The 5,487-nt window shown below is 68.1% G+C and carries 5 protein-coding genes and 2 pseudogenes; 1 reads left to right on the top strand and 6 read right to left on the bottom strand.

Going from position 1 to position 5,487, the window contains the following annotated elements; all coding sequences use genetic code 11:
• Positions 1-119 precede the first annotated feature (119 nt).
• Positions 120-601 (bottom strand): annotated as a pseudogene (locus tag AB0N31_RS36095) (transposase family protein); the annotation flags it as partial.
• 485 nt (positions 602-1,086) lie between these two features.
• On the opposite strand from AB0N31_RS36095, the gene AB0N31_RS36090 reads away from it, so the two are divergent.
• Positions 1,087-1,428: a beta/gamma crystallin domain-containing protein gene (locus AB0N31_RS36090; RefSeq protein ID WP_366062775.1), complete on the top strand. Its 342-nt coding sequence runs from the start codon at positions 1,087-1,089 to the stop codon at positions 1,426-1,428.
• A 162-nt stretch (positions 1,429-1,590) separates the two neighbouring features.
• On the opposite strand, the gene AB0N31_RS36085 is transcribed toward AB0N31_RS36090, so the two are convergent.
• The 5 genes and pseudogenes from AB0N31_RS36085 to AB0N31_RS36065 form a co-directional block, all read right to left on the bottom strand.
• Positions 1,591-2,340 carry a transposase family protein gene (locus AB0N31_RS36085; RefSeq protein ID WP_366062774.1) on the bottom strand — a complete coding sequence of 250 codons (750 nt, stop codon included), beginning with the start codon at positions 2,338-2,340 and terminating at the stop codon, positions 1,591-1,593.
• Positions 2,341-2,511: 171 nt separating this feature from the next.
• Positions 2,512-3,309 (bottom strand): hypothetical protein, encoded by a 798-nt coding sequence (locus AB0N31_RS36080; RefSeq protein ID WP_366062773.1) that lies wholly within the window; start codon positions 3,307-3,309, stop codon positions 2,512-2,514.
• Positions 3,310-3,517: 208 nt separating this feature from the next.
• Complete coding sequence (locus AB0N31_RS36075) at positions 3,518-4,342, bottom strand: hypothetical protein (protein WP_366062772.1); 825 nt, start codon at positions 4,340-4,342, stop codon at positions 3,518-3,520.
• Between the two features lie 410 nt (positions 4,343-4,752).
• Positions 4,753-5,157: a hypothetical protein gene (locus AB0N31_RS36070; protein ID WP_366062771.1), complete on the bottom strand. Its 405-nt coding sequence runs from the start codon at positions 5,155-5,157 to the stop codon at positions 4,753-4,755.
• A pseudogene (locus AB0N31_RS36065) lies at positions 5,154-5,487 on the bottom strand (IS5/IS1182 family transposase); the annotation flags it as partial. The pseudogene AB0N31_RS36065 and the gene AB0N31_RS36070, both read right to left, overlap by 4 nt.

Genomic DNA, 5,487 nt, shown 5'->3' with positions numbered 1-5,487 from the left:
AAGACGGTCATGTTGCGGCCGATCTCACCCAGACCGCCCAGGGCGATGACTCGCAGCCCTCCTTCGGGCAGGGGAGGGGCGGCTTTCAGTTCGGGATGCGGATGACTCATGTTCTGACGTTACCGGAGAGTCTGCCGAGGTGATCCACTGAGCCGTTCTCCACCTCGTGCCGGTGGGTGGTGAAGGACGAGGACGGCCTTCTCGATGTCGGTGATGCGGTCGGTGCCGCAGCGGAGTTTCGGCAGCAGGCGCCAGCTTTTCAAGGTGGCCATGGCCTGCTCGCCGACGCAGCGGATCTTGGTGTGGGTGGTGTGGTGCCGTCGTTTCCACCGCTTGAGCCGACGGTCCCGGACCGGGACACGGAGGGAGCGGCCGACGTCCTGGTACGCCTTGTCCGCCCAGCACGTGGGGCTCGCCTCCGTGAGGGTGTCGATGATCCCGGGTCGCGGGCCGCGGTCAGGTCGTGCGTGGGGCAGGGCAGCGTGGGGGAGTCCCACAGCAGTCGCTCGAAGGGGTCCATGAGGACCTGGACGCTCATCCCGTGCCGTTTGCGTTTCCCGGAGTGGTACGGGGTCTCCGCGGCGATCCGGCCGATCGGCATTCCCCGATCGCCGGCTCGTGATCGATCTGCGGGGCATGGACGATGCTCGCTCACACCAGCCGGCCAGTCCCCTGGTGTCGCCCTGCAGGCCGCGGGCGCCCTGACGACGCCCGGATGCTTTCGTTCGATGTCTTTCCCTGGGGGCGGTGGCCGATCCTGCCTGCCTGAATCGGGCACGTGAACGGCTTGCCGAACTGGACCTCCGTGACGCTCCTGACCCTCGGGGCGGAGTGGCCAGGCGGCGCCCGGCCGGCGGGGCGCGACCGGTTCCGGCGCTCTGCCGGGAGCGTGGAGACGCGCCTTCGGGCGAGGCGCCAACAGGCATGGAGGGAGATCGCGACCGCGTCCGAAGAAAGGCGCTCAAGTGGTGAACCGGAGCACCCTTCCCCACGTTGCGCTGATTGGACGTGCGTGCGTCCCTGCGATGCCGCCGTGTGCTGTGGCCCTCGGCGGCACCACACCACCATGGAAGGAACAACTCACCAGTGAAGAGCTTCATCACACGCCTCGCGGTAGTCGTGGCGGCCGGAGCCGTAGCCGTTGTGCTGCCTGCTTCGTCGGCGTCCGCTATCAACCGCGTCGGTTGCACTGAATCGGGTTACCTGACGTTTCACAACGCAGGCGGCTCCCTCTGCTTCGCCAACGCGGGCGTGGAAAGCGTGGCGATCTACGGCGTGGACCGGATCTGGACCGGTAACAACAAGGTCACGTTGGAGTACGTGCCGAAGCTGGGCGCGCCGGTGACCAGCGAGACCGTTGAGAAGTGGAGTTTTGGGAAGATCACCGGCGAGCCCATCCACAAGATCACGAAGATCAGGATCTGGTAGCACCCGTCGCCGCGAATGAGGTGACAGCGGGTCCTCGTCAGCGATGGCGCAGGCACTCGGTTCTGGAATCCACCGTGTCGCGGAGATGGGGGCGCGGCCGGGTGCAGCTGTAGTTGTCCACACGGCTGTATGACGTCGCTGCGATGGGTTCATTGAGCCTCTTCAGCGTTGCCTCTCCAGGGTGAGGACCGCGGCGGCGATGTCCGTCATGCGGTTCGGGCTGCAGCGGCTCCGGCGGAAGATCCGCCAGGGTTTCAGGCGGGCGACGCCTCGTTCGACAGGAGCGCGGGCCTGGGCGAGTGCCCGGTTCAGCGTCCGTTCGGTCGGCGTGAGTTCGCCGTTGGGCGGGCGGCGGATGGCGGTGGTGACCCAGGAGCCGGCGCCGATGTAGGCGCGGTCGGCGACGACCGGGACGCCCTGGAGTTCGCAGATTCGGATGATGCGGTGGGTGCGTGCGGCGGTCAGATCGTGAGCGCGGCCCGGCAAGGCCGGTGAGATCCACAGAAGTTGGCCTTGGGGATCGGTGACGACCTGCACGTTCACGCCGTGGCGCCGGTGCTTGTGGGAGTAGTCGGTGCGTCCGTCGCCCAGGCGGTCGCACTCGCTGAGGGGGCCGTCCTGGAGCACGTGGTCCGGGTCGTGCTCGCGCAGGGGCGTGCGCAGGCCCGGCGCCCGGTCGGCGAGGAACCGCACGACGGCGGTGGTGCAGGCGTGGGCGGTGCCTACGGATATGCCGAACCCGGCGGCGATCTGCGCGAGGGTGTCGTGCTTGCGCAGGGAGGCGAGAGCGACGAGGGCGCGCTGGTGCGGCGGGAGCTTGCAGCGGCGGTCACCCTCACGGGCGACGATGAGCATCGTGACCCACTCGACCAGCGCATGAGACAGGTCGAGTGCGGCAGGACAGGGAACCAACCGGGCTCCTGGGCCGGCAGGTTGAGACGTCGAACACCTCAAACGGCACGGGAGCCCTGTCCGCTGCGGACACCGAGGTCGTCACCCGATCGGTGGCCACGCTGAAAAAGCTCCTTACCTTCTTGGCGGGCCCCTGGCCAGGCTCATCCGGCAGGCCATGCAGGCGAAGGCTCAGAGGGGGAGCACCGGTCGGGTGGAGAAGTCCTCGTACATGTCTTCTCCGTCCGGTCCGTACACGAACTCGACCATGGAGGGGTTGCGGTTGGCGGTGGCCAGGGGGAGCCAGGCCAGCATGTGGCCGTAGCCGCCGCACACCGACTCGCCTCCGTCGCCGCCGTGGACCGAAGTGATATCGCTCGTCAGCTCCGTGCGGTAGGTGTCGTAGGCGATATGCAGGCCGAAGGCGTTCAGATGGTTCTGCGGGCCGGTGCGATCCCCATAGGGGATGCGGTCGAGGGGACAGTCGTTTCCCCACCGGAACAGAGTGTCTGCCCCAGCTCCGCAAGCGTGTTCCCACTCGTCGGAGCTCGGCATCCGCAGGCCACGGGCTGAGAGGGCAGCCAACATGTCGGCAGGAGGTTCCGTCAGGTTCTCGTCTTCCACGGCCATGAGGACGGTGGCCAGGTGAGCGCTCCGGCGAGCGCTGAGTACCTGCGCCAGATGGGCCCGCAGATCCGGTCCGCAGCCGAAGCCCTGCTCCAGGCTCTCGGCGTAGTCGGCGGCCTGCTCCGGGGTCGGCTGCCAGTTGTCGAGATCAAAGCCCAGGGACACCGGGCCTCCGGGTATCAGAGCGAATTCCTGCCCGTTCCACTCGATTCGGGCGCGGTGCAGCGGGGCACCGAGGTGCTCCGTGGTCTCGACGAGTGTCACCCGGCCGCCCACATGGTCGGCGGCTTGCTGGGCGGTCCGGCGGGCGGTGAGCTGGTCGAAGGACCGCCATTGGTGGAGAGTGAGATCAGCGAGTGACATGGGCGGCAGTGTGGCACGTGGGGCTGACACAGCACCGCGACGGCCGACAACGGACAGCGCGGGACAGCGAGATCCGTTCTCGCATACACAGCCACCCGGATACGCAGCACACGTCCTTTACAGCTCTGTGAGCACGCTACCGAACTTGATGGGGTGATGTCGGGTTCGGTTGACGTGCTGCCTCCCACTCGCCCTGGTTTTTAGTTTTTCAGCGGCGGGTCGGTTCCAGGCGCTCGATGCGTTCGAGGTCGCCGGCGAGCAGGTCGCGGTGGCTGATGGTGAAGTCTCCGTTGGGCAAAGTCTGCCCGTGGCCGTAGTGCCGGCCCACGATGGCGGCGGGAAGGAAGCCGCGGAGGCGGTGGCGCATGTCTCCGGGGTACACGACGGGTGCGCCCCAGCCGGCGGGGGCCTGGTCGGTGGAGAACAGGACCCAGTGGTCCACGGGCACGGCGGCGTCGAGGTCCGGCGCCTTGCCGGTGTGGCTGTCCAGGGCCGGCACGGTCAGCCGGTCGGGGTCGAGGGGCAGGTACCACAACAGCAGTGGCTTGGCGCGCTGCGCGTCGGCGTTGTCGAAGCAGCACACGGCGATGGTGTGGCGGGGGAAGTGGCCTGCGTAGAAGCGCACAAGGTCCGGGTCGAGATCGGGGCGCCGGTGCGGCGGCACCTGCCGCAGTGCGGCAGGGACCGCGGTGGGGTCGTCTGCCAGGAGCACCGTGTAGACGTCGTGGTCGAAGACCTGGACGGGTTGCGGTTCCGCGCTCATCCACGCGATGCCGTCGGCTGCTGCGGCGGCGTGTTCCACGGCGGCGACCATGCGGTGCAGGACGTCGCCGGCGCGCCCGGCGGAGAGGAAGTTCCGGGGTGCGAGCTGCCTGGCGGGCAGGTGCAGCAGCATGGTGTTTGGACCGTTCGTCAGGTTGACGGCGGTGTTCTGGTACCCCAGGACGTGGATGAGACCGTGCACGGGGTGGTGCTGCCGCCCGCAGTACACGATCGTGCCAGAGAACGCGGCCTCACCCGTCGAGATGCACATGGCGGCAAGGTACCGCCCCTGTCCGACGGGCGCCGAGGGGAGTCGGCCGGCTGAGACCGCTACCGCCGATGGACGGCTCCGACGCGGAGTCTGGACACGAGGACTGAGTGGCCTGGGGGAGGCCCAGCTGGTCGAGCAGCGTGCTGAAGAGGTCTTCTGCGAAGGTCTCGTCCGAGTGAAGCAGCTCTTCGATCTTGCTTGTCTGTGGCGTAACGGAGATGCTCGCAGCTGTCCGGCCCACGCCACTGCGCCCTCAGCATCAGTAGGAATCTCCGCGTCGAGCTCCGCGCGCTCATGTCTGACGGCTTCGGGAACGCTGGCGTGTCAACCACAAGAGCTGATCTTCGAGGTCTTCGGGCTCCTCGCCCCGGCCGTGACTGCCACGTGTGCACGGTGGTCTTGAGAGGGCGTTAAGTCCGTTTCTGGTAGCGGCCACGTCCGGGCTGCTCGAGGAATCCCTGGCGAGCGAGTCGCCCCAGGCGGGAACGGGTGACGTTGATCGACGGCTCGTCGGTGGGCAGGCCGAGCTGTTCGTGCAGGTCGTGGACGCGGAACACCTTCTCGGGGTGCTCGTTGAAGGCAGTGACGATGCGCTGGTAGACGGTGCCGGTGCCGGTCTGCGCGGAGGTCGGTTCGTGGTCGGGCGGAGTGAGGCCGTCGATGACCTTTCGGGTTGCGGCGAGCTCGGCCAGGCGGGCCTCGGCCTCGGCGAGAGCGGTGGCGAGTCGCTCGATCTGCTCGCGCAGGTGGTCGGCTCGTGCGGTGGTCTCGTCGTGTTCGGTCCGCAGCAGCCGCAGGAGTTCGGCGACGTTCACGCGGCCAGCTCCACATCGTCGCGCCAGGCGGCGGTGGGGGTGGTGAGGCGGCGGAGCATGCCCGCGGTGGAGGCCCAATAGACGCGGGAGGCCGCGTTGTCGGGCCGGTGGTCATAGTCACGGGCGAGGCGGCGATGGAGCATGAGAGTGCCGTTGACCTGCTCGACCACCCACCGCTTCGGTTGCGGAACGAAGCCCCGTCCCTTGTCGTCTGAGTTGCGCCGGACCACCTCGACGGTGATGTCCTTCACCGCCCCGTGGATGACCACAGCGTCCTTGAAACCCTGGTCAACCAGGACCTTCTCCAGGCGCGTTCCGCATCGTTCGGCC

Origin of the sequence: Streptomyces sp. NPDC051051, assembly GCF_040682975.1 — a bacterium.
Taxonomy (GTDB): Bacteria; Actinomycetota; Actinomycetes; order Streptomycetales; family Streptomycetaceae; genus Streptomyces.
This window is presented reverse-complemented; position numbering and strand designations above follow the sequence as displayed.

Coding starts and splice junctions, on each gene's coding strand:
- AB0N31_RS36080 (WP_366062773.1), bottom strand. CDS start 3,309: ATGTCACTCGCTGATCTCACTCTCCACCAATGGCGGTCCTTCGACCAG.
- AB0N31_RS36075 (WP_366062772.1), bottom strand. CDS start 4,342: ATGTGCATCTCGACGGGTGAGGCCGCGTTCTCTGGCACGATCGTGTAC.